General features: G+C 41.5%; 1 protein-coding gene. It reads left to right on the top strand.

What is annotated here, in order from left to right; genetic code table 11:
• The coding region (locus AAEY94_RS20650) for a nitroreductase family protein (RefSeq protein ID WP_350979907.1) at positions 1–284 on the top strand (284 nt) is incomplete at both ends.

The raw sequence follows: 284 nt of genomic DNA, 5'->3' as shown, positions 1-284 counted from the left end.
CTTCAGAAGGTCTTGACCAACTGTTTAGTAAGGCCAGATCCTTTAACGCTTGGCAACAAAAAGACGTGCCAGATGCACTACTTGAAGAGATCTATCATTTAGTTAAAATGGCACCTACCTCGGCCAACTGTTCACCGGCGCGGTTTATATTTCTTAAATCTGATGACGCTAAAGCGCGCTTAGAGCCAGCACTGTCATCAGGTAATATCGAAAAAACAATGACAGCACCTATCACAGTGATTGTCGCTTATGATAATGAATTTTATGAGCAACTTCCCAAATTA

This window comes from Shewanella sp. AC34-MNA-CIBAN-0136 (assembly GCF_040309945.1).
Lineage (GTDB): Bacteria > Pseudomonadota > Gammaproteobacteria > Enterobacterales > Shewanellaceae > Shewanella.
Note: the sequence above shows the minus strand (reverse complement) of the source record. Positions and strands in the feature narration are given on the sequence as shown.